The sequence below is a fragment of the Pseudomonas sp. PDM17 genome (assembly GCF_014851985.1).
In the GTDB taxonomy this organism is placed as follows: Bacteria; Pseudomonadota; Gammaproteobacteria; order Pseudomonadales; family Pseudomonadaceae; genus Pseudomonas.
This window is the reverse complement of sequence record NZ_JACVAT010000006.1, coordinates 39,399-62,271: the sequence shown is the minus strand read 5'-3', so window position 1 is coordinate 62,271 and position 22,873 is coordinate 39,399. Positions and strand designations below refer to the sequence as shown.

Sequence of the window (22,873 nt, the reverse complement as noted above, 5' to 3'; positions counted from 1 at the left end):
GAACGTTTTGAATGGCCGGCTTTGCGCCGGGCGTAACACGGGGCTGAACCGAGTTTATAGACCAGTCCTGACAAATCGAAGTTTTAAAAAACAACACCCACTGGAGCCTCACGATGAAACACCGCTTCGCAAGTCTTTCTCTGCTGGTCGCATCCTGCTTCACCCTGCACTCGGCCCTGGCCGATGAAGTGCAGGTTGCCGTCGCCGCCAACTTCACTGCGCCGATCCAGGCGATCGCCAAGGACTTCGAGAAGGACACCGGCCACAAGCTGGTCGCCGCCTACGGTGCCACCGGCCAGTTCTACACCCAGATCAAGAATGGCGCGCCGTTCGAGGTCTTCCTCGCCGCCGACGACACCACGCCGAAGAAGCTCGAGGAAGAGAAGGAAATCGTCCCCGGTTCACGCTTCACTTATGCCGTGGGCACCCTGGCGCTGTGGTCGGCGAAAGACGGCTACGTCGACGCCAAGGGCGAGGTGCTGAAGAAGAACGAGTACAAGCACCTGTCCATCGCCAACCCGAAAGCCGCGCCCTACGGCCTGGCCGCCACCCAGGTGATCGACAAGCTCGGCCTGAAGGACAAGGTCGCCGGCAAGATCGTCGAAGGCCAGAACATCACCCAGGCCTTCCAGTTCGTCTCCACCGGCAACGCGGAGCTGGGCTTCGTGGCGTTGTCGCAGATCTACAAGGATGGCAAGGTGACCAGCGGTTCCGCCTGGATCGTCCCGGCCGACCTGCATGACCCGATCCGCCAGGATGCCGTGATCCTCAACAAGGGCAAGGACAGCGCCGCCGCCAAGGCCCTGGTCGAGTACCTGAAAGGGCCGAAGGCCGCTGCGGTGATCAAGTCCTACGGTTACGAACTCTAAGCCTTCAAGGAATAGCGATGCCCCTCACGCAGGAGGATTTCCTGGCCATCCGGCTCACCATCGAGCTGGCCGCCCTGAGCACTTTGATCCTCCTGCTGATCGGCACGCCGATCGCCTGGTGGTTGTCGCGCACCCGCTCCTGGCTGAAAGGTCCGCTGGGAGCGGTGGTGGCGCTGCCGTTGGTGCTGCCGCCGACGGTGATCGGCTTCTACCTGCTGATCACCATGGGCCCCCACGGCGTCATCGGCCAGGCGACCGAGAGCCTGGGGCTGGGGCGCCTGCCGTTCACCTTCGCCGGGCTTGTGGTGGGCTCGGTGTTCTATTCGCTGCCCTTCGTGGTGCAGCCATTGCAAAACGCCTTCGAGGCCATCGGCAACAAGCCGCTGGAGGCCGCCGCGACCTTGCGCGCGAGCCCCCTGGATACCTTCTTTTCCGTGGTCCTGCCGCTGGCGCGGCCGGGCTTCATCACTGCCAGCATCCTCGGCTTTGCCCACACGGTGGGCGAGTTCGGGGTGGTGCTGATGATCGGTGGCAACATCCCGGGCAAGACCCGCGTGGTGTCGGTGCAGATATTCGATCACGTCGAGGCCATGGAGTACGCCCAGGCGCACTGGCTGGCCGGCGGCATGGTGATCTTCTCCTTCTTCGTCCTGCTGGCGCTCTATGCGAGTCGCCGCAGCCGGTCGGCCTGGGCCTGAGGTGGGCATGTCGCAAGAGTTTTCCGCGCGTGCCATCGAGGCCCGCTTCCAGATCGCCTATTCGGGCTTCAGCCTGGACGTCGACCTGCAGCTGCCGGGCAAGGGCGTGACCGCACTGTTCGGCCATTCCGGCTCCGGCAAGACCACCTGTCTGCGCTGCGTGGCGGGCCTGGAGCGTGCGCCGATCGGCCGGCTGGTGGTGAACGGCGAGGTCTGGCAGGACAGCGCGAGCGGTGTGTTCCTGCCGCCGCACCAGCGCGCGCTGGGCTATGTGTTCCAGGACGCCAACCTGTTCGAGCATCTGTCGGTGAAGCGCAACCTCACCTACGGCATGAAGCGCGTGCCGCGCGACCAGCACCGTGTGGCGTTGGAGCAGGCCACCGAACTGCTGGGCATCGGCCATCTGCTGGAGCGCATGCCGGGTCACCTCTCCGGCGGCGAACGCCAGCGAGTCGGCATGGCTCGGGCGTTGCTGACCAGCCCGCGCCTGCTGCTGATGGACGAGCCGCTGGCGGCGCTGGACCTCAAGCGCAAGGCGGAAATCCTGCCGTACCTGGAGCGCCTGCACGACGAGCTGGATATCCCGATTCTCTACGTCAGCCACTCGCCGGATGAAGTGGCGCGGCTGGCCGATCACCTGGTGCTGCTGGACCAGGGCGAGGCCATCGCCAGTGGCCCGGTGGTGGAGACCCTGGCTCGCACCGATCTGCCCATCTCCCATCTGGAAGACGCCGGCGTGGTAATCGACGGCCACGTGCTGGGGCACGACGCTGACTACGGGTTGCTGACCCTGGCGCTGCCCCACTGCGAGCAGCGCATTCGCCTGGCCCACGCGCCGATGGACAAGGGCAGGGCGCTGCGCATCAAGGTGCAGGCGCGGGACGTCAGCCTGAGCCTGGAGCCGGCGGCCCACAGCAGCATCCTCAACGTGCTGCCGGCGACCGTTGTCGAGATCGTGCCGACGGACAACCCGGCGCACCTGCTGGTGAAGCTGGATGTGGCCGGCACGCCGCTGCTGGCGCGGATCACCCGTTACTCCCACGACCAGCTCGGCCTGCACGCCGGGCAGGAAGTTTGGGCGCAGATCAAATCGGTGGCGTTGCTGGCCTGAGACTGCGCCTGCTTCTCGTAGGATGGGTGGAGCGCGCCGATACCCAGGCTGCCGGTGCGCTGGAGCGATGGGTATCGCTGCGCTCCACGCCATCCTGCAGATGCCTCCTGACGACCAGCTTTGCGGATAGATCAGAAACAAAAAGGGCGGCCATTGGCCGCCCTTCTTCGTTTCACTCCACGCCTTACAGCAGCGGGATGGTGTAGCTGACGATCAGGCGGTTCTCGTCCTGGTCGCGCTGGCTCGGCACGCCCGCGGTGCTGGTTGCCGGCAGGCCGCTGCGCATGGCGGCGTTCTTCCAGGCCAGGCCCAGGCCCTTGAAAGTGCCTTCCGGGACCACGTAGCCCAGGGCGATATCGCGTTCCCACTCGCCCTTGTCGCCTTGCTTGGTGTCGATGTTGTCGGCGTTCAGGTAGAGCACGCTGAAGGTCAGGCCGGGCATGCCGAGGTCGGCGAAGTCATAGGCGTAGCGACCGATCCAGGTGCGCTCGCCGGCACGGTTGAACTTCAGCAGTTGGGCGTCGGAGATCAGGTAGGTGCTGGTGCCTTCGCCGTCGCCGCGGTTGAGGTAGGGGAAGTCGCTGTCGCCGGTCATGGTCTGGTAACCGGCGCCGATGCTGTGGCCGCCCAGGGAGTAGGTGAACATGCCGCTGTAGACGTTGTTGTCCACTTCGCCCTTCAGGCTGTTGCCGCCGTAGTAACCGCTGCTGACGTAGCCGTCGGCGCGGCCGGAGGCGCTGCCGTTCTTGCCGTCGGAGTCGCTGATGAAGACGCGGATGTCGGACTTCAGGGTACCCGGTCCGATGCCCCAGTTATGGACGAGGCCGAGGTAGTTCTGCTTGTAGAAGTTGTCCAGTTCGCCGTAGTAGTACGACAGGGTCAGGTTCTTGGTCGCCTTGTAGTCGCCGCCGGCGAAGTAGAACTTGTTGCTGTCGCGCGAAGAGGCGCTGCTACCGTTGGCGCCGGCGATGGACATGCTGCGCCAGTCGGTGGAGTTGCGGCCCTTGGTGTGGGTCAGTTGGCCGCCGGTCAGGGTCAGGTTGTCGATGTCGGTGGAGGTGACCTGGCCACCTTCGTAGGTCATCGGCAGCAGGCGGGCGTCGTTGTAGACCACCACCGGCAGCTTGGGCTGCAGGGTGCCGTAGCGGAATTCGGTCTTGGAGATCTTCGCCTTGGCAGTCATGCCGAGGCTGCTGAATTCGTCGACGGCGCTGCCATCGCTCTCCAGCGGGAAGATGGTGCCGGGCTGGCGATCCACGCCGGCCTTGCCGGCCTTGCCGCCGCCGTCCAGGCGCACGCCGAGCAGGCCCAGGGCGTCGACGCCGAAGCCCACGGTGCCCTGGGTGAAGCCCGAGGAATAGTTGAGCATGAAGCCCTGGCCCCATTCTTCCTGCTTGCTGGGTGAGGCGGGGCCGTTGCGGTTGTCGGTGTTGATGTAGAAGTTGCGCAGGGTCAGGCTGGCCTTGCTGTCTTCGATGAAGCCGCCGGCGTGTGCCGATTGCGCGATGAGGCCGAGCGAGCTGGCGGCAATGGCGAGCGCCAGGGTGTTTCTGGTCATTACGTTTGCTCCGATGGTCATTTCTTTTTGTGGGGACCCCAAGAACCAGACGTTGCCGTTTGGCTGTATAAGATTCTATATACCGATAGGCCTGCTGACGATTCCTCTGAAGGCAAAACTTGAGGATCAAAAGAGGTACGGGGACGTCTGGATGGCGTGCATGACGCCAAATTCTGACTTTTAAGTCAAGACTTTCAGATGTGTCTGTCAGTCGCGGCGGTCAGGCGCTGCCCTTGACCGAAGGAATGGCCACCAGGCTCAGCAGGCGTTCATCGAACAGGCTGAACTGCCCGTCGATCTCCTTGCCGTGGTGCCATTCCTCCGACAGGTCGGTGAGCAGACGCAGGCGCGCATGGCCCCCGGCGGACCAGCTCAGCAGCTCGGCGTGTTCGAAGTAGAAGCGCTTGCGCACCAGCGGGAAGAGCGCCTTGAACAGGCTTTCCTTGAGGGAAAAGGTCAGGGTGACCTGAAGCGCCGCCTGCCGTGGGTCGAGGCGCGCCAGTTCGTCCGGCGTGAGGATTTCAGCGGCCAGTCGCTCCGCTCGTGCGGTTTCCAGGCGGTTCTCCACGTCCAGGCCGAGCCCGCGCCAGCAACTGTCACGGGCGACAATGGCCGCCGCCCAGCCGTCACCGTGGGTGATCGAGCCGCAGAAGCCCGTCGGCCAGACCGGCGCACGTTCCTCGTCGGTGCCCGGTACCCAGGCCGTCGAGCCTGCGGCCAGCAATGCCGCGCGGGCGCAGATGCGCCCCGCCAGGTACTCGGCCTGGCGCTTGGCGACGGAGCGCTGGATGTTGGCCGGCGCCTCGACCTGGCTCAGGGAAAAGTCCCCGGCCTGCAGGCGCTGGCGGTCGAAGCGGGTGCTGCGCAATTGAATGCCTGCCAGCGGGGTGGGCAGGGGCCAGTCGGCATCGAGGGGGGTGCAGAAGTCGGGGAGGGCAGTCATGGGAGCATTCTGCCGCGCCGGAACGTGGCTCACCAGTCACGCGGCACTTACATTCGTTTGCAAACCTTCACCAAAGGCGTACGGATTCGTCTGACAAGCTTTGTCACACTGCACGCCGCGTTCCCTAGGGGACGCAGGTGAGGTTGTTGTTGGAGTGCCGCCAAGGCGGGCTCTGACCTTAGACACTTGATTGAGTGCGGGAGCCCGAATGGGCTCCCGTTTTTTATTGCCTGCGATTTATGACGCGTCCGGTTTGACGTCGAAGATTTCCTTGAAGAACGCCTGCAGGTCCGCCCAGGACTTCTGGTCGGCGGTCTTGTCGTAGCCCACGTCCAGCCCGTGCCCCTTGTGCTTGTCAGCGTCCGGGCTGGTGAAGCTGTGCTTGGCACCGGGCTGGATCACCAGCTTGTAGTCGGCCTTGGCGTTGTCCATTTCTGACTTGAATGCCGCAACGCTCTCGGCCGAAACCAGGGTGTCGGCGCCGCCGTGCTCGACCAGTATCTTCGCCTTGATCTGCCCCGGCTGCGCCGGCGTCTGGGTCGCCAGCACGCCGTGGAAGCTGGCCACGCCGGCCAGCGGCAGGCCGGCGCGGGCCATGTCCAGTACCACCTTGCCGCCGAAGCAGTAACCGATGGCGGCAATCTTGCTCGGGTCGGTCTGCGGCTGTTTCTTCAGCAACTCCAGGCCGGCCTGGAAGCGCGCCTTGGCGGCGTCGGCATTCTTCAGCGCCTCGGCCATGAAGGCCTTGGCATCGTTGGGATGGTCGGTGTGTTTGCCTTCGCCGTACATGTCGATGGCCAGGGCGCTGTAGCCCAGTTCGGCGAGCTGCCGCGCGCGGCTTTTCGCGTAGTCGTTCAGGCCCCAGAATTCGTGGACGACGATGACGCCGGGACGGATGCCGGACTTGGCGTCGTCGTAGGCGAAATAACCGATCATCTTCGTGCCGTCAGTGGATTCGTAGGGGATTTCCTGAGTCTTGATCGCGGCTGAAGCGCTGGCCGCGAAGGCGAACAGCAGCAGGGCAGTGAGCAGGCGCATGAGGTTTCTCCGTGGCGTTGGCCGTGGCAATGGCGGATGGCGGATGGCGGAAACCATGACGATAGCCGGTGATGCGGAAAACGCCCGTGCAGACTGCACGCGGCCGCTCAAGGGCGCGGTTGTTCGTTAGAAGAGGGGGGAAGCCGCATGGATGAAAAGTCCGACAGCCTCGTCTACCCTTGCGCCCATGTCCTGACCCGCGAAGCGATAGGCCGATGTTGGACCTGAGCACCTGGAATCTGACCATTCCCCAACGCGGCCCGGCCGCGACCATTTCCACGGCGAAACTCGGCCGTGACTACGAGAGCCCGTATTTCCGCCGCAGCGCCGATGGCGTGGAGTTCTGGGTGCCGGTGAACGGCGCCCATACCAGCGGCAGCGAATATCCCCGCACCGAACTGCGCGAGACCAAGCCCGACGGCCGTCTGCTGACCTGGCGCTATCCGCTGGCGGAGAACCTGATGGTCGCCACCCTGCGCGTGGAGTCCGTGCCCTCCAGCCGGCGCATGGTGATCGGGCAGATCCACAGCAACGGCAGCGGCAGCGCCGAGGCCCTGCCGCTGGTCAAGCTGGTGTACCAGCAGCGCCTGGACAAGGCGCGGGTACAGGCGCTGGTTCGCGATCGGCCGGACGACATCACCACGCGCACCTATACCGTCTATGACGGCATTGCGCTGGGCGATACCTTTACCTACCGGCTGGGCGTGTCCAGCAGCGGGGTGCTGAGCGTGCAGGTCGAGGGCGGCCAGGTCAGCCAGCAACTGGATACGAAATGGGCCTACCAGGGCCTGTACTTCAAGGCAGGGCTCTACCTGCAGGACAATCGCGGGCCCGCCAGCGAGGGCGGGCGCGCCACCTTCACCGATCTGAGCATTCGACACCAATGAAGACTTCCTCCATCGCGCGCCGCGCGTCCCTGGCCTTGTCCCTGCTGCTGCCGGCGGCATTGGCGCAGGCAGCGCCGGGCGACGATTTCGGTTCCTGCCTGAATCGTCTGCAGGGTGCAGCCCAGGCCAAGGGCGTCAGCGCCGCCAGCTTCGCGCAATTCACCCAGGGTCTGCAGCCGGACATGAGCGTGCTGCCGCTGCTGGACGCCCAGCCCGAGTTCACCACGCCGATCTGGGACTACCTGGCCGGGTTGGTGGACGACCAGCGCGTGGCTGACGGCAAGGCGCGTATGGCCGAGCACGCCGACCTGCTGCGCAAGGTCGCGGCGCGCTATCAAGTCGACCCGGCCACGGTGGTCGCCGTGTGGGGCGTGGAGAGCGATTACGGGCGCATCACCGGCAAGCGCCCGCTGCTGGTGTCGCTGTCGACGCTGTCCTGCTATGGGCGGCGCCAGTCGTTCTTCCAGGGCGAGTTCATCGCCACCCTCAAGCTGCTGCAGCAGGGCGATATCCGCGACAGCGGCATCACCGGTTCCTGGGCGGGCGCCTTTGGCCAGACGCAGTTCATGCCCTCGACCTACGCGCGCATCGCCGAGGACTTCGACGGCGACGGTCATCGCGATCTCGTAGGCAGTACCGCCGACGCCCTGGCGTCCACCGCCAACTACCTGCGCAAGGCCGGCTGGCGCGAAGGGCAGCCGTGGGGCTACGAAGTGAAACTGCCGGCGGGCTTCGACGCCTCGCTGGCGGGGCGCACCAAGCGCCGTGCGCTGTCCGACTGGACCAGCCGCGGCGTGAAACGTGTCGACGGCAAGCCGATCCCGAGCATCGATTCCAAGGCGGCGATCCTGCTGCCGGCGGGCGCCAACGGCCCGGCCTTCCTGGTGCTGCGCAACTACGACGCGATCTATTCCTACAACGCGGCGGAAAGCTACGCGCTGGCCATTGCCTTGCTGTCCGATCGCCTGCGCGGCGAGCCGGGCCTGCGCACGCCCTGGCCGACCGATGATCCGGGCTTGAGCCGCGCGCAGCGCAAGGAGCTGCAGGAGTTGCTGATCCAGCGTGGCTACGACATCGGCCAGCCCGACGGCATGATCGGCGATGTGACGCGCAAGGCGATCCAGCAGGAGCAGAACAAGCGCGGTATGACGCCGGCGGACGGTCGCGCGGGACAGAAGATCCTGAAGGCGTTGCAGGGCGGCTGAGCATCCCGCCCGTTCCAGCAAAGCCCCGGCCTGTGCCGGGGCTTTGCATTTCTGTAGGAGCGAAATTTCCTTCAGCCAAGTCGTTCAGCATTGGTTCAGCAGTCCGACAGGTTCGGTTCAGTGCCCCCCTCGTAACCTACTTCCCGTCAACACATTACAGACATCCTTGACGGGAGAATCCCCATGAACACCATGAAGAAAATCGCCCTCGCCACCGCCATTCTCGGTGCCAGCGTCGCCGCTACCGCAGCCAATGCCGCCGACACCTTCGTCGGTATGACCTGGGGTGAAACCAGCAACAACATCCAGAAGTCCGATGCGCTAAACCGCAACCTCGGCAACCCGAAATTCGACAGTGTGATCAACAACAGTGGCACCTGGGGCGTACGCGCCGGCCAGCAGATGGAGCAGGGTCGCTACTACGTCACCTATGAAAACGTCTCCGACACCGAGAACGGCCTGAAGCTGCGCCAGCAGAACCTGCTCGGCAGCTACGACGCCTTCCTGCCGCTGGGCGACCAGGGCACCAAGCTGTTCGGCGGCGGCACCGCCGGCCTGGTCAAGCTGGAGCAGGACTCCAAGGGCTACAGCCGCGACAGCGATGTGGGGTACGCCATCGGCGCCCAAGCCGGTATCCTCCAGGAACTCGGCAAGAACGCATCCGTAGAAGGCGGCTACCGTTACCTGCGTACCAACGCGAGTACCGAGATGAGCCCGCACGGCGGCGGCAAGGTGGGATCCCTTGACCTGCACAGCAGCTCCCAGTTCTACCTGGGTGCCAACTACAAGTTCTGACCGGTACCGCAACCGGGCCCCGCGTGGCCCGGTTGCCTGACTCAGGGAGCACGCGCATGAAACTGCTGGTGGTGGAAGACGAGGCGCTGTTGCGCCATCACCTGTATACCCGGCTCGGCGAGCAAGGCCATGTGGTCGATGCCGTCGCCAACGCCGAAGAGGCGCTGTACCGCGCCAGCGAATACCATCACGACCTGGCGATGATTGACCTGGGCCTGCCGGGCATGAGCGGCCTGGACCTGATCCGCGAATTCCGCAGCCAGGGCAAGACCTTCCCCATTCTCATCCTCACCGCTCGCGGCAACTGGCAGGACAAGGTCGAGGGCCTGGCCGCCGGCGCCGACGACTACGTGGTCAAGCCCTTCCAGTTCGAAGAGCTGGAGGCCCGGCTGAACGCGCTGCTGCGCCGTTCCAGCGGCTTCGCCCAGTCGAGCATCGAGGCCGGCCCGCTGGTGCTGGATACCAACCGCAAGCAGGCGCTGGTCAACGGCGAGTCGCTGCAGCTGACGGCCTTCGAGTACCGCATCCTTGAATACCTCATGCGCCATCACCAGCAGGTGGTGGCCAAGGAGCGCCTGATCGAGCAGCTCTACCCGGACGACGACGAGCGCGATCCGAACGTCATCGAAGTGTTGGTCGGCCGCCTGCGCCGCAAGCTGGAGAGTGCCGCAGGCTTCAAGCCGATCGATACCGTGCGCGGCCAAGGCTACATTTTCAACGAGCTGTGTAAATGATCCGCTCGCTACGGCTGCGGCTGATGATCGGTGCGGCGATTCTCGCCGTGCTGTTCATGGCGGCGCTGCTGCCGGCGCTCCAGCGTGCATTCAGCATTGCCCTGGAGAACGCCATCCAGCAGCGCCTGGCGGCGGACGTGGCGACCCTGGTGTCCTCGGCGCGCATCGAGGGCAATGTCCTGAGCATGCCCGAGCACCTGCCGGTGGAGGACTTCAACCTCCCCGAATCGAAGTTGCTGGGTTTTATCTACGATCAGTCCGGCAGGCTGGTCTGGCGCTCCACCTCGGCCCAGGACGAGAGCGTTGATTACTCGCCCAAGTACGACGGCCTGATCGACGAGTTCACCCGTATCCGCGACGCCACCGGCCAGGAGTTCTTCGTCTACGACGTGGAGATCGACCTGCTCGGTGGCAAGCGCGCGGCCTACAGCATCGTCACCATGCAGCCGGAAAGCGAATTCCGTGAGCTGGTCAGCGGCTTCCGTGATCAACTCTACCTCTGGTTGGGGGGCGCGCTGCTGCTGTTGCTGGGCCTGTTGTGGCTCGGTCTTGGCTGGGGCTTCCGATCCATGCGCGGCCTGCGTTCGGAGCTGGACCAGATCGAGACCGGTGACCGCGAGCGCCTGAGTGACGATCACCCCGCCGAGATGCTGCGCCTGACCGACTCGGTGAACCGCCTGCTGGAAAGCGAGCGCGCCCAGCGCGAGCGCTATCGCAACTCCCTGGGCGACCTTGCCCACAGCCTGAAGACGCCGCTGGCGGTGCTGCAGGGCGTCAGCGAAACCCTCGCCGACGAGCCGAAGAACCGCGAGCAGGTGCAGGTGCTGCAGACCCAGATCGAGCGCATGAGCCAGCAGATCGGCTACCAGTTGCAGCGCGCAACGATGCGCAAGAGTGGTCTGATCCGCCACCGCGCGGCACTCGACCCATTGCTGGACACCATCGGCGGTGCGCTGGACAAGGTCTACCGCGACAAGCGTGTGAAGCTGGAGCGGGAAATTCCGCCGGGCTTTTCCCTGCCGCTGGAGAAGGGCGCCTTGCTGGAGATGCTCGGCAACCTGCTGGAGAACGCCTACCGCCTTTGCCTGACCACGGTAAAGGTCAGTGCACGCAAGAACGGCCGGCTGTTCGAGCTGATCATCGAAGACGACGGCCCCGGTGTGCCGGCCAGCCAGCGCGAACGTATCCTCAAGCGCGGCGAGCGCCTGGACACCCAGCACCCCGGCCAGGGCATCGGCACGGCGGTGGTGAAGGACATCATCGACAGCTACGACGGCGAGCTGGCGCTGGAGGATTCCGCGCTGGGCGGGGCGTGTTTCCGCATTCGCCTGCCGGGGTGATCGGGAGTCGGTTCGGATTCGCGAGCTTGCTCGCGAACGCCCACGCACCGTAGTCTCGTTTTAGGTCGTAGGGCGCATAACGCGCCAGCGTTATCCGCCGCGAGAGCAATCGGCGGATAACCCGTTCCGGGCTATGCGCCCCACGGCCTGGGCGCCGGCGCGCCTGCAGGTTGAAACCGAGCTATTCCCCCTGCTGCGCCCGGTAGGCGCCCGGCGTCAGCCCCGTCCATTTCTTGAACGCCCTGTGGAACGCCGAGGGCTCGGAGAAGCCGAGCTGGTCGGCGATGTCCTGGATCGAGAGTTCGGCGCGGCCCAGGTAGTAGATCGCCAGGTCGCGGCGCAGCTGGTCCTTGAGCTCCTGAAAGTTCGGCCCCTCCTCGCGCAGGTGCCGGCGCAGGGTCTGCGGGCTCATGTGCAGTTGCGCGGCGACCTGTTCCAGGTCCGGCCAGCTGCGGCAGTCGCGGCCGAGCAGGCGGCGGATCTGGCTGGTCAGGCTGTCGCCGCCGTCGGGGCGGGCGAGCAGGTCGGCGGGGGAATCCTTGAGGAAGTGCTTGAGCGTGCGCTCGTCCTGCAGCAGCGGCATGTCCAGGTAGCGCGCCTGCAGGAGCAGGCTGGTGCTGCCGGCGGAAAAGCGGCGAGGGCAGGGAAACAGCAGGTCGTACTCGGCCTGATGCTCGGGCGCCGGGTAGCTGAAGGTAGCTTCCTCCAGGCGGATGCGCTGGCCGATCAGCCAGCTGGCCAGGCGGTGCCAGATGAGCAGCAGGCTCTCGGCGAGAAAGTGGTCCGGGTCGCGCAGGTGCGTTTCATCCAGGGTCAGGCGGGCGCGGTCGCCGTCGCGCACCAGCTCGATCCGTGGTGCCTCGGGAAACAGCCCGTAGAACAGCGCGCCGCGTCCCAGAGCCTTTTCCAGCGTGCGGCAGTGGATGATCGCGTTGCACATCATGGCGAAGGTGCCGCGCTTGCTGGGCATGGCGCCGAAGCCCATGTACTCGTCGTCGAGCACTTCCCACAGGCGTTGCATCAGGCAGGTGAACTGCAATGGATCGATGCGTGCGCGGGGCTCGTCGAGGATGGCCGGGGCGATGCCGGCGTCACGCAGCAGGACTTGGATATCCAGCCCCTTGCGCTGGGCCCCGTGGACGGCGGCGCGGACGAAATGGCTGGCAATGGTGCGTTCACGCATGAGCGGTCCTTGTTGTTCTGGCCGCACGTCCAACAGCCGCGCGGTTAACCCGATCGAACCTGATCGGAGTTCTACAATCTACGGTACGAAGGCCGTGGCGGATACCCGCCAGAGGGCGGGAAACCCGCCAGTGCGGAGGCGGGTTTCCGCCATTTCCGAGGCCTTCCGTGCCGCGACTTTTTACGGAAGCTATTGAATTTAAAGGGATTAAATATTTTTTAAAGGTCTGGCACAGCACTTGCCATATGCGATCAAGGCCTGCCTTCTGGCATGCCCTGAAAACAAATTCTCCCATTGCAGGGAGATAACGCGTTCGGTCTTGTGTTTCCTCCCAGGGAGCACTCGCCCGTGAGGACAGAGCTGCCATGACCAAGCAACCCTTCTACAAAAGCCTGTACGTGCAGGTACTGATCGCCATCGCCATCGGTATCGCACTTGGCCACTTCTACCCCGACACCGCCAAACTGATGAAGCCGCTGGGCGATGGCTTCGTCAAACTGATCAAGATGGCCATCGCGCCGATCATCTTCTGCACCGTGGTTACCGGCATCGCCGGCATGCAGAGCATGAAGGCCGTGGGCAAGACGGGCGGCATGGCGCTGCTGTACTTCGAAATCGTTTCCACCGTCGCGCTGATCATCGGCCTGGTCGTGGTCAACGTCGTCCAGCCGGGTGCCGGCATGCACGCCGACGTCGCCACGCTGACCGCCGAAATGAACAAGAACGCGGCGCTCACCGGCTTCATCGCTTCGGGCGAGAAGCAGAGCACCATCGACTTCTTCATGAACGTCATCCCCAGCACCGTGGTCGGCGCCTTCGCCAACGGTGACATCCTCCAGGTGCTGTTCTTCTCCGTGCTGTTCGGCTACGCGCTGCACCGCCTGGGTGACTACGGCAAGCCGGTGTTCGAGTTCATCGATCGCATCACCCATGTGATGTTCAACATCATCAACGTGATCATGAAGGTCGCTCCCATCGGTGCCTTCGGTGCCATGGCCTTCACCATCGGCGCCTACGGTCTCGGCTCGCTGGTGCAGCTGGGTCAGCTGATGCTGTGTTTCTACATCACCTGCCTGCTGTTCGTGCTGATCGTGCTGGGTGGCATCGCCCGCGCCCATGGCTTCAGCATCCTGCGCTTCATCTCCTACATCCGCGAAGAACTGCTGATCGTGCTGGGCACCTCGTCCTCCGAATCGGCCCTGCCGCGCATGATCGCCAAGATGGAGAAGCTGGGCGCCGACAAGAGCGTCGTCGGCCTGGTGATCCCCACCGGCTACTCGTTCAACCTCGACGGCACCTCGATCTACCTGACCATGGCCGCCGTGTTCATCGCCCAGGCCACTGACACCCCGATGGACATCACCCACCAGCTGACCCTGCTGGTCGTGCTGCTGATTGCCTCCAAGGGTGCTGCCGGCGTTACCGGTTCGGGCTTCATCGTGTTGGCCGCCACCCTGTCCGCCGTCGGCCACCTGCCGGTTGCCGGCCTGGCGCTGATCCTGGGTATCGACCGTTTCATGTCCGAGGCCCGCGCCCTGACCAACCTGGTCGGCAACGGCGTGGCCACCATCGTGGTTGCCAAGTGGTGCAAGCAGTTGGACGAGAAGACCCTGTCCACCGAACTGGCCGCCGGCCCGGGCAACTCTGCGGAGCTTCAGCCCTCCTGACGAGTGCCTCAACGAGCAATTCGGCCCGGTGAACGTGAAGCGCCGGAGCCTTTCCAGCCCGCTCGATTGAGCGGGCTTTTTTATGGGCGGGGGAAAAGGGCGGGCTCTTCGGCTCTTCGTAGGAGCGCTGGGCTTCGTCGTTTGACGATGGATCGTGGGCAGGATGTGCGCCTGCAATGGCGGCACGTATTAGTGCTAACCGGTGAGAGGGGGGCCGCCGCGATGGATTTCGCGGAGAGGGTCCGCTCCTACGCCGGTGGGCTACGCCGCGATGCCAGGCGTGAGCCTTGCCGGACGCCAGATACTGCCCGGCGAGCGTAGGAACAACTGTCTTTATCTGAAACCCTGTACCAGCGATTCCCTCTCCCTAACCCTCTCCCTGAAGGGAGAGGGGACCGTTCAGCACAGGTTGAAACCAAAGTGTCAGCCGGCACAGGCGGCTCCCTCTCCCTTCAGGGAGAGGGTGGGGGAGAGGGCATGCCCTTGCGCAATATTTCGGGTAGGAGCGGACTCTGTCCGCGATCGGGTGAGCCTGAGCGAGGAGGTCGGAGGATCAGAGAATGATCTTGTCCTTGAGCTTCTCCGCCGCCTGCTGCAGCGCCTGGATGACCCGCTCCTTGTCGTAGTTCTGCACGTTGTTGGTGTCCAGGTACATGGAGAACCCCGGCACCTCGTGCTCGACGAAGCTGGGGTTGGAGCCCAGGTCGCGGCGGAAGTCGACCACCTGGTAGATCTGCACCGGCTTGCTGAAGCCCTTCACGGCGATCTGGCCCTTGTCGCGGCACATCAGCACGTCCTTGACCAGCGAGTAGGTCTCGTGGCTGATGAGGATCTCGCCGGCTTCGGCGGCGCTTTCCAGGCGGCTGGCGAGGTTCACTTCGCGGCCGATGATGGTGTAGTCCATGCGTGTGTCGGCGCCGAAGTTGCCCACGGTGCAGTAGCCGGTGTTCAGGCCCATGCGCACTTCCAGCGGCTTGGTAATGCCCTGGGCGCGCCACTGCTGGCGCATGACCTTCATGTGCTTGCGCATGGCCACGGCCATGGACACGGCGGCCACGGCGTCTTTCTTCGCGCCCTGGGTGGCCGGGTCGCCAAAGAACACCATTACGCAATCGCCGACGAACTTGTCGATGGTGCCGCCGTACTTCAGGGCGATCTTCGACATCTCGTTGAGGTAGTTGTTGAGCATGTCGGTAAGGGCTTCGGCTTCTAGCTCTTCGGACAGCTCGGTGAAACCCTTGATGTCGGAGAAGAACACCGTGAGCTTCTTGCGCTGGGTTTCCAGGCGCACCGTGCGCTTGCCGCTGAAGATCGATTCCCACACCTGCGGAGACAGGTACTTGGCCAGGTTGCTGGCCAGGCGCGCAGCCTTTTCCTGCTCCAGGGTGATGTCCGAGCGGGCCTGGGCCAGGCGCAGGCCCTGCTGGTGCACGAAAAAGGCGGTGATGCAGATATACAGGGTGGAGAACAGCACGCTGACCAGCGCGACGATGCTCGGCGTCTGGCCCTTGTAGGCCGGGGCGATCAGCGCGGCGCTGAGGACCGCGGCGCTCAGTGCCACCAGCAGCGCCAGGCCCAGGGAACGCAGGCCGCCGATGATCAGCGCGGAGAAGGCGAGGATCAGCACCAGCATCAGGCTGGGCACTTCGGAGAAGCCCAGCAGCGTGGTGGCGATACCGGCGTGCAGGGCGTCGATGAACAGCAGCACCAGGCGGGTGCGTTGTGGGTTGTCGCGCTTGAAGCGGCGGCTGACCTGCTGGGCGAGGTGCGGGTAGAGCAGGGCGTACGGGATCATCCAGAGGATCTCGTAGCCGAAGTACTTGGCGAAAATGCCGGCGGTGATGGTCGCGGCGATGGCGATATACGCCAGCACGCGGGAATGGTATTCGCGCAGAGGGGCGGGGGTGAGCGGACTGCTGGGGCGCTCAAGAACGTTAGGCTTCATGCGCAAGAAACTTCCCTGGTGCGCGTAGGCTCGTGGCCGGTTGCGCGTCTGATTTTGGGAGGAATCTTATTCCATGCGCAGCCCCCGGGCCAGCGGCGGTTCGCCACTCTTCGTCGCGGACCGCCGGTCACCACGGGACCTTCAGGCCATCGTGCCGTCAGGCTTCTGGTAGATCGAGCGGCGGGGCTGGGCGAAGACCCGGCGCAGCATGGGTTCGAAGAACTCCAGGGGCAGCACTTCGCCGTCCGGATCGAAGGCGGCGGCGTCGTAGCGCGCGCAGAATTCGATGGTCTGCTCGAACTGCGGATGGTCCTTGAACTGCTCGCGCAGGTGCCGGTCCAGCCCCAGGTGATGGAAGAAGTAGTAACCCTGGAAGATCGCGTGCTTCTCGATCATCCACAGGTTCGCCTCGCTGACGAACGGCTTGAGGATGGCCGCGGCGATGTCGGCGTGGTTGAACGAGCCGAGCGTGTCGCCGATATCGTGGAGCAGGGCACAGACCACGTACTCCTCGTCGCGGCCGTCGCGGTGGGCCAGGGTGGCGGTCTGCAGCGAGTGGGTCAGGCGGTCCACCGGGAAGCCACCGAAGTCGCCGTCGAGCAGGCGCAGGTGGGTCATGATCCGGTCGGGCAGAAGCGCGGCGTACTGGCCGAAGTCCTTGGCGATGATCGCCCAGTCCTCGGCGCTGCCGTCTTCCATGTGGGTGAAATTGGCGCGTGCGTTCATCAGGCTGTGCTCTCTTGTGATTGTCGTGGCGTGTCTGGATGGCACGGGTCCAGTCTAGAAGCCTGTATGGGACACGGAAGTGTCCGTAGGACGCCAACGGGATGTCCCGATGGGTAAGTTGTCCTGTTATGTAATTGCAGAGCGGGAGGAAGCAGCTAGCCTGAATCGGGTTTTGCCAATTCGGATCCGGCTCTGACAAAGGAACGCAACATGGAACGAGTGTCGATGAGATCGAGAATGGAAGGTGTCGCCAATCTCCTTTCCCGGGGAATCATTCGCCTGGAGTTCGAACGCATGCTCGAGCATGTCTACCGGCAGATCCTGCGACCGGGGGACACCGTGATCGACATTGGTGCACATGCCGGACGGCATTTGCGTCCATTGCTCGAGTGCATTGGTGAAAGCGGCAGAGCGATCGCCTTCGAACCCTTGCCGTTCGCTTACGAACAGTTGTGCAGCACCCTGCCTCATTCCAATCTCTCGCTGCACAACGTCGCGCTTTCCAACAAGGATGGCGAATTCGATTTCACCTTCGCCGAAGGTTCTCCGGAAGAAAGTGGTCTGATCCAGCGAACCTTCAATGTGCCTGAGCTGGCAAGACCCAGAACCATTCGGGTCAAAGTGCATCAGTTGGACGAATTCACCCAGGATCTGAGCAGTGTTGCCTATATCAAGATCGATATCGAAGGCGCTGAGATCGACTGTCTGCGAGGTGCTGGCGACGTCCTGAAGCGGCTTCGGCCGATCATTTCGGTCGAGTATGGTTCGCTGGCCTTCAAAGCCTATGGTCATGTGCCGGAAAGCCTCTATGACCTGGCGACCGAGGCAGGATATGTCCTGTTCGACATCTTCCTGAACCGCCTGGAAGACCGCACGGATTGGGTCGAGGCAGTGGATTTCCTGTGCTGGGACTTCTTTATGGTCCCAGGGGAAAAGGCAGATCAGTTTGCAGAGCTGGCCCATACGAAGGGAGCCTTGCCCTATCTTCAGGAGGTTGATTCGACCCCGCAGTCGACTCTCCTTCAGTTGGAAGCAACTCAGGCCGAAATTGACTTGCAGGGCGCCGAGCTGGAGAGGATGGGCAGCCTCCAGGAGCACTTGAGGCAGGAGAATTCATGCTTGCGGGAAGAGCTTCGCGCACTGAGGAATTCGACCAGCTGGCGTGCCACCGAGCCGCTCAGGAAGGTCCTGTCCAGCCTGCGGCGTTGATACAGGGCCTGTGCTGCAAAGTTGCGCGCGCAGCCGGGGGGAAATCTGTCAGGGGGTAGAACTGGCCGAGCCCGCCGCCAGCCGCCGAAGGTCTTCACCACGGAGAATACATCCGCCTTGGGGAAGCGCTCGGAGAGCCCTGCCAGTACTTCGAGCTTTTGCGAGCGCACGCTGAACGCGGTGGCCAGGGTGAATGGCGCGCTGTGGTTGGGCCGGCGACGTGCTCAGTCCTTGGGCAGCGAAGCGCGTTGGCGTTCAGGGATTCTGCGGATCGTGCCCCAGCGACTGCAGGAACAGCGAGAACAGCTCCGGTTGCGAGGAGATGTCGAGCTTGTTGTACAGGTGCCGGCGGTGGACCTTGATGGTCTCCGGCGAGATCGCCAGGCGCTCGGCCATGGCCTTGGAGGAGTAACCCCGCAGGATCAGCCGGGCGATCTCCAGTTCTCGCTCGGAGAGCACGCCGGCGCCGAAGTGGCTCAGGGCGTCGCGCACCTGCACCGCCACACCGTCGCTGGTGCCTGGCAGCAGGCGCTGGCTGCGCTGCTGCCAGTGCTGCTGCATCAGCGCCAGCACCCAGGGGCCGAGCATCGCCAACAGGCCGGTCTGCTCGCCATCGAACAGCTTGCGCATACCCAGTGACAGCGACAGCGCGCCCTGGCCGGGAAGCTGGAGGATGAACTGCACCTCGTCCTCCAGCACGTTGTCGTGGAAGTAGCTGAGGAAGTACTCGCTCTGGCGGAACTGGTCCGGGGAGATTTCTTCCAGCCGGTACAGCCCGCTGGGCACGCCCTCGCGGCAGGCCTGGTAGAACGGGTCGAGCTGGAACAGGCCGTCGAGGTAGATGGCCATGGCGGCCGGTCCGGCGGTGGGTTCGGCATCGTATTCCTCGAGCGCCACCGGGGTGCCGCTGGCCGGGTAGAACATCGCCAGGGCGTTATCGAACGGCAACCACTGGTGCAGCAGCAGGACCAGTTGCTTCCAGAAGCGCGGCTGACCGATCTGCTCGATGGCGCGGCCGAGGTTGGCGTGCATGCCGACCTCGCGGAACAGGGTGTGCATCGACGGTAGTTCTCCGAACTGGCGGCGTGGGTTCGGCCCACGGTTTCCTCCTTTTACCTGCCTGCCGTCAAGGGGGCGTAACCCCAAATGGTGATTGGCCGCTCCGCGTGCCACGCACAGACTCAGCGCCACCTGACGCCCCGAGCAAGAGGGCGCAAGAAGGTTTTCGTTCCTGCCTCAGCCACCAATAACAACACGAGGAAACAACGATATGAGCGCTTCCCCTGCGCCAGCGAGCGCGCTCAAGCCCAGCCTGGGCGTGCTCGACGTAGTCGCCATTACCGTCTCGGCGGTCACCCCCGCCAGCTCCGTTTTCGTCATTGCCCCCTTTGCCATCCAGCAGGCCGGCAGCGGCGCCTTCCTGGCCTTTGTCTTCGCCGGCTTCCTGGCGCTGATGTTTGCCTGGTGCTACGCCGAACTCGGCCGCGCCCACAGCTCCGCCGGCGGCGAGTACGTCTACGCCAAGCGCGTGTTCGGCGGTCTCGCCGGCTACGCCACCTTCCTCACCGTACTGGTCTCGCTGCTGTTCATCCCGCCGGTTCTGGCGACGGGCGCGGCGACTTACCTCAACAACGCCCTGGGGACGAACTTCGACACCCAGACCGTCGCCCTGGTGATAGTCGCCGCCAGCTACGTGCTGGGCATCCTCAATATCCGCGTGAACGCCTGGATCACCGGGGTGTTCCTGCTCTGCGAAGTGGCGGCGCTGCTGGTGATCGTGGTGCTCGGCTTTGGCCACGTCAGTCAGCCGGTCAGTGTGCTGGTGCAACCGCAGCACATCGACGGCGGGATACTGGCCGCCGCGCCCTGGGCGCTGGTGATCGGCGCCGTGGGCACCGCGCTGTTCTCCTACAACGGCTTTGGCGGCGCGGTGCTGTTGGCCGAGGATATGAAGTGCGGCGGGCGCAATGTGCACCGCGCGGTGATCTGGTCGCTGGTGCTGGTGGTGGCGATCGAGATCGTCCCGCTGACCGCACTGCTGCTGGGCGCGCCTTCGCTCAAGGACATGATCGCCAGCCCCGACCCGGTCGGCTACCTGCTCACCGCACACGGCAATGCAACGCTGTCGCGGCTGGTCAGCGCCGGCATCTTCCTCTCGGTGTTCAACGCCATCGTCGCCATCGTCATCCAGGTCGGCCGGGTGATCTTCAGCAGCGGCCGCGACGAGCTGTGGACGCCGCTGATGAACCGTGCCTTCACCCGTATTCACCCGCGCTGGGAATCGCCATGGATCGCCACGCTGTTCCTCGGCGTGCCCTCGGCGGCGCTGAGCTTCAGCTCGAACCTGGAGGAGCTGACCTCCTTCACCGTACTGCTGCTGGTGATGGTCTACCTGGTGGTGGCGCTCTGTGCGCTGTTCAGCCGCGTGCTGCGCCGCGACCGCGAGCACCCGTACCGCATGCCGCTTTGGCCGCTGCCGGCGATGCTGGCGGTGGTCGGCGCCGGCTACCTGTTGCTCAACCTGCTACTGGATGCCTCCTCGCGGGACGTCATGATCATTGTCGGGATACTGGCCGTGTCGGTGATTCTCTACAGCACCTACGGCAAGCTCAGCCCGGCCTTCCAGAAGCTCTGAACCCTTTTCGAAAACCAAGGAGACAGCATGCGCGCTCGTCAACTCGGCATCACCCTCGGCCTGGGCACTCCCGGCGAGTTCAACGCCATCACCGATGTGCCCGGCATCCGTGTCGGTCACAGTACTCTGATCGGCGAGCGCGACGGCAAGGCCGTGCGCACCGGCGTCACGGTAGTGCAACCACGTGACGGCGCGGCGCGCCAGCAACCCTGCTTCGCCGGCTGCCATGTGCTCAACGGCAACGGCGACGCCACCGGCCTTGAGTGGATTCGCGAGGCGGGGCTGCTGACCACGCCCATCGCCATCACCAACACCCACAGCGTGGGCGCGGTGCGCGATGCGCTGATCGCCGCCGAGCATGTCGAGCTGGCGGACCCGACCATCTACTGGTGCATGCCGGTGGTGATGGAAACCTACGATGGCCTGCTCAACGACATCTGGGGCCAGCACGTCGGCGCCGAGCAGGTGCGCGAGGCCCTGGCTGCGGCCGAGTCCGGTCCGGTACGGGAAGGCCCGGTGGGTGGCGGCACGGGGATGATCTGCCACGAGTTCAAGGGCGGCATTGGCACAGCCTCGCGCAAACTACCGATGGAGCAGGGCGGCTGGACCGTGGGTGCGCTGGTCCAGGCCAACCATGGCCAGCGCCGCGAACTGCGGGTGGATGGTTACCCGGTCGGCCGCCAACTGGGCGACCTGCCGTCACCCTTCGCCGAGCAGGGCACGCCGGGTATGGGCTCCATCGTGGTGATCCTCGCCACTGACGCGCCGCTGCTGCCGCACCAGTGCCAGCGCCTGGCGCAGCGTGCTTCGCTGGGGATCGCCCGCACGGGAGGCGGTACCGACGACTCCAGCGGCGACATCTTCCTCGCCTTCGCCACTGGCAACCGCGACCTGCCGCCCGCGGACTACGGACGCAAAGGCCTGTCGTTCGCCACGGCCCTGGAGATGGTGAACAACGACCACATCTCGCCGCTCTTCGCCGCCGCTGCCGAGGCAGTGGAGGAAGCCATCGTCAACGTGCTGCTGGCCGGCAAGGACATGCGCACCGATGACGGCGTGCTGGTGCCTGCGCTGAGCGGGGAGCGGCTGCTGGCGGCGTTGCGCGAAGTGGGTTGGAAGGGATGAGATGACGCATGGGTAGGATGGTGCGGAGCGCAGCGATACCCATCGATGGGCCCTGTGCCGATGCGGCATGGGGATCGCTGCGAGTCGCAACCGGAAGGTTCGGCGCTGTTTGCAGGAGTGCTGCTCCATGAAAAAAGCCGGAGCTGCAGGGCCGCTCCGGCTTTCACATTTTCGCGGGAGCGGAATCAGTTCGGAGTGTAGATCTGGTCGAACACGCCGCCGTCGGCGAAGTGGGTCTTCTGCACGGTGCGCCAGTCGCCGAAGGTCTTCACCACGGAGAAGAAGTCCACTTTCGGGAAGCGGTCGGAGAACTTGGCCAGCACGTCCGGGTTGCGCGGGCGCAGGTAGTTGTTCGCGGCGATGGTCTGGCCTTCGTCGGACCACAGGTACTTCAGGTAGGCCTCGGCCTCGGCGCGGGTGCCTTTCTTGTCGACCACCTTGTCGACCACGGTCACCGGCGGCTCGGCTTCGGCGGAGACGGTCGGGTAGACCACTTCGAAGCCACCACGGCCGAACTCGCGGGCGATCATCTCGGCTTCGTTCTCGAAGGTCACCAGCACGTCGCCGATCTGGTTCTGCATGAAGGTGGTGGTCGCTGCACGGCCGCCGGTATCCAGCACCGGGACGTTCTTGAACAGCTGGGCGACGAATTCCTTGGCCTTGGCTTCATCGGCGCCGTGCTTCTGCGCGTAGCCCCAGGCGGAGAGGTAGGTGTAGCGGCCATTGCCCGAGGTCTTCGGGTTCGGCACCACGACCTGCACGCCCGGCTTCACCAGGTCGTTCCAGTCCTTCAGGCCCTTGGGGTTGCCCTTGCGCACGATGAACACGGTGGCGGAAGTGAAGGGCGCGCTGTCGTTGGGCAGGCGGGTCGCCCAGTCCTTGGGCACCAGGCCGCCGTTGTCGGCCAGGGCGTCGATGTCGGTGGCCTGGTTCATGGTGATGACGTCGGCCGGCAGGCCGTCGATCACGGCGCGGGCCTGCTTGCTGGAACCGCCGTGGGACATCTGGATGGTGATCTTCTCGCCTTTCTCGGCCTGCCAGTGTTTCTGGAAGGCGGCGTTGTAGTCCTTGTAGAAGTCGCGCATCACGTCGTAGGAGACGTTGAGCAGGGGCTGGGCGGCCTGGGCGGTGGAGGCCAGGGCAAGGCCGGCGGCCAGCAGCGAGGCGCTGAACAGACGTTTCACGAGCAGTTCCTTTGGGCAGTG

Annotated in this window: 20 protein-coding genes; 12 read left to right on the top strand and 8 right to left on the bottom strand. The window is 64.6% G+C overall.

All coding sequences use genetic code 11. From position 1 onward, the window contains the following. Nucleotides 1-113: 113 nt before the first annotated feature. From modA to modC, 3 genes are read left to right on the top strand one after another with little or no spacing between them, the layout of a single operon-like run. Nucleotides 114-869 (top strand): molybdate ABC transporter substrate-binding protein, encoded by a 756-nt coding sequence (modA, locus tag IB256_RS21420; protein WP_045217828.1) that lies wholly within the window; start codon nt 114-116, stop codon nt 867-869. An 11-nt stretch (nt 870-880) separates the two neighbouring features. Next, nucleotides 881-1,567, top strand: a complete 687-nt coding sequence (gene modB / locus IB256_RS21415; RefSeq protein ID WP_138212850.1) for a molybdate ABC transporter permease subunit — start codon at nt 881-883, stop codon at nt 1,565-1,567. Nucleotides 1,568-1,574: 7 nt separating this feature from the next. Then, the gene (gene modC / locus IB256_RS21410; RefSeq protein ID WP_192404018.1) at nt 1,575-2,678 is read left to right on the top strand and encodes a molybdenum ABC transporter ATP-binding protein; all 1,104 of its coding nucleotides are present in this window, start codon (nt 1,575-1,577) and stop codon (nt 2,676-2,678) included. Between the two features lie 184 nt (nt 2,679-2,862). Here the strand turns inward: modC and IB256_RS21405 are convergent, their stop codons facing one another. The 3 genes from IB256_RS21405 to IB256_RS21395 form a co-directional block, all read right to left on the bottom strand. Beyond that, nucleotides 2,863-4,236, bottom strand: coding sequence for an OprD family porin (locus IB256_RS21405; protein WP_192404016.1), 1,374 nt, complete (start codon nt 4,234-4,236; stop codon nt 2,863-2,865). 220 nt (nt 4,237-4,456) lie between these two features. Continuing rightward, on the bottom strand, nt 4,457-5,179 hold the full coding sequence (locus IB256_RS21400; RefSeq protein WP_151186430.1) for a 4'-phosphopantetheinyl transferase family protein: 723 nt from the start codon (nt 5,177-5,179) through the stop codon (nt 4,457-4,459). A gap of 237 nt (nt 5,180-5,416) precedes the next feature. After that, complete coding sequence (locus IB256_RS21395) at nt 5,417-6,217, bottom strand: dienelactone hydrolase family protein (protein ID WP_192404014.1); 801 nt, start codon at nt 6,215-6,217, stop codon at nt 5,417-5,419. Nucleotides 6,218-6,432: 215 nt separating this feature from the next. Here IB256_RS21395 and IB256_RS21390 point away from each other — a divergent pair, with 215 nt between their 5' ends. From IB256_RS21390 to IB256_RS21370, 5 genes are all read left to right on the top strand, one after another. Beyond that, nucleotides 6,433-7,104, top strand: coding sequence for a polysaccharide lyase family 7 protein (locus IB256_RS21390; protein WP_192289116.1), 672 nt, complete (start codon nt 6,433-6,435; stop codon nt 7,102-7,104). Then, nucleotides 7,101-8,309 carry a lytic murein transglycosylase gene (locus IB256_RS21385; RefSeq protein ID WP_192382066.1) on the top strand — a complete coding sequence of 403 codons (1,209 nt, stop codon included), beginning with the start codon at nt 7,101-7,103 and terminating at the stop codon, nt 8,307-8,309. Before IB256_RS21390 ends, IB256_RS21385 begins: the two co-directional genes overlap by 4 nt. Before the next feature lie 183 nt (nt 8,310-8,492). After that, entirely contained in the window at nt 8,493-9,104 is a 612-nt protein-coding gene (locus tag IB256_RS21380) for an outer membrane beta-barrel protein (RefSeq protein ID WP_192289112.1), read from the top strand. Between the two features lie 56 nt (nt 9,105-9,160). Then, nucleotides 9,161-9,838: a response regulator gene (locus tag IB256_RS21375; protein ID WP_151186432.1), complete on the top strand. Its 678-nt coding sequence runs from the start codon at nt 9,161-9,163 to the stop codon at nt 9,836-9,838. Then, a complete protein-coding gene (locus IB256_RS21370) occupies nt 9,835-11,178 on the top strand; it encodes an ATP-binding protein (protein ID WP_192404012.1) in 1,344 nt (447 codons plus the stop codon). Before IB256_RS21375 ends, IB256_RS21370 begins: the two co-directional genes overlap by 4 nt. 181 nt (nt 11,179-11,359) lie before the next feature. Here the strand turns inward: IB256_RS21370 and IB256_RS21365 are convergent, their stop codons facing one another. Further along, the gene (locus IB256_RS21365; RefSeq protein ID WP_192289108.1) at nt 11,360-12,361 is read right to left on the bottom strand and encodes an AraC family transcriptional regulator; all 1,002 of its coding nucleotides are present in this window, start codon (nt 12,359-12,361) and stop codon (nt 11,360-11,362) included. 365 nt (nt 12,362-12,726) lie between these two features. Between IB256_RS21365 and IB256_RS21360 the strand changes: the two genes are divergently transcribed. After that, a complete protein-coding gene (locus IB256_RS21360) occupies nt 12,727-14,028 on the top strand; it encodes a dicarboxylate/amino acid:cation symporter (protein WP_081518078.1) in 1,302 nt (433 codons plus the stop codon). Nucleotides 14,029-14,581: 553 nt separating this feature from the next. Here IB256_RS21360 and IB256_RS21355 read toward each other — a convergent pair. After that, on the bottom strand, nt 14,582-15,973 hold the full coding sequence (locus tag IB256_RS21355; protein WP_192289106.1) for an adenylate/guanylate cyclase domain-containing protein: 1,392 nt from the start codon (nt 15,971-15,973) through the stop codon (nt 14,582-14,584). Between the two features lie 141 nt (nt 15,974-16,114). Beyond that, nucleotides 16,115-16,699 (bottom strand): HD domain-containing protein, encoded by a 585-nt coding sequence (locus tag IB256_RS21350; protein ID WP_081518080.1) that lies wholly within the window; start codon nt 16,697-16,699, stop codon nt 16,115-16,117. A 210-nt stretch (nt 16,700-16,909) separates the two neighbouring features. Here IB256_RS21350 and IB256_RS21345 point away from each other — a divergent pair, with 210 nt between their 5' ends. Next, a complete protein-coding gene (locus tag IB256_RS21345) occupies nt 16,910-17,908 on the top strand; it encodes an FkbM family methyltransferase (RefSeq protein WP_225601893.1) in 999 nt (332 codons plus the stop codon). A 255-nt stretch (nt 17,909-18,163) separates the two neighbouring features. Here the strand turns inward: IB256_RS21345 and IB256_RS21340 are convergent, their stop codons facing one another. After that, on the bottom strand, nt 18,164-18,967 hold the full coding sequence (locus IB256_RS21340) for a helix-turn-helix transcriptional regulator (protein WP_192289100.1): 804 nt from the start codon (nt 18,965-18,967) through the stop codon (nt 18,164-18,166). Nucleotides 18,968-19,178: 211 nt separating this feature from the next. Between IB256_RS21340 and IB256_RS21335 the strand changes: the two genes are divergently transcribed. Then, on the top strand, nt 19,179-20,543 hold the full coding sequence (locus IB256_RS21335; protein WP_192289098.1) for an APC family permease: 1,365 nt from the start codon (nt 19,179-19,181) through the stop codon (nt 20,541-20,543). Between the two features lie 27 nt (nt 20,544-20,570). Continuing rightward, nucleotides 20,571-21,668 carry a P1 family peptidase gene (locus IB256_RS21330; RefSeq protein WP_192404009.1) on the top strand — a complete coding sequence of 366 codons (1,098 nt, stop codon included), beginning with the start codon at nt 20,571-20,573 and terminating at the stop codon, nt 21,666-21,668. 185 nt (nt 21,669-21,853) lie between these two features. Here the strand turns inward: IB256_RS21330 and IB256_RS21325 are convergent, their stop codons facing one another. Next, nucleotides 21,854-22,852 carry a sulfate ABC transporter substrate-binding protein gene (locus tag IB256_RS21325; RefSeq protein ID WP_081518090.1) on the bottom strand — a complete coding sequence of 333 codons (999 nt, stop codon included), beginning with the start codon at nt 22,850-22,852 and terminating at the stop codon, nt 21,854-21,856. Nucleotides 22,853-22,873: the final 21 nt, after the last annotated feature.